Origin of the sequence: Parendozoicomonas verongulae (genome assembly GCF_009711465.1) — a bacterium.
In the GTDB taxonomy this organism is placed as follows: domain Bacteria; phylum Pseudomonadota; class Gammaproteobacteria; order Pseudomonadales; family Endozoicomonadaceae; genus Sansalvadorimonas; species Sansalvadorimonas verongulae.
On the sequence record NZ_SMME01000435.1, the window covers coordinates 1 to 250 of the forward strand.

Annotated in this window: 1 protein-coding gene; it reads left to right on the forward strand. The window is 52.0% G+C overall.

Going from position 1 to position 250, the window contains the following annotated elements; genetic code table 11:
• Positions 1-58: 58 nt before the first annotated feature.
• A partial coding sequence (locus tag E1189_RS24515; protein ID WP_230459897.1) for a hypothetical protein occupies positions 59-250 on the forward strand: 192 nt, incomplete at its 3' end.

The window sequence follows — 250 nt, forward strand, 5'->3', positions numbered from 1 at the left end:
GTCTTCAGGTGAGGAAGCTCCCCCTCACATTCACTGTGCTCCCCTTCCTTCGGGAAACGTGTCTTCTTCCCGATTTCCGCATTTCAATGCCTGGGTACGTAAGCATTACAGAGAGCTTCAGGTACGAACTGACGATGACAGGCCTGCGGATGTCTATGGTATGTACACGCTAAAAGTCCACACAAGGGACAAGCCCTTTGCCTGTGACCAGGAGGACTGCAACAAGTCTTTCACCACATCCAGCGATCTC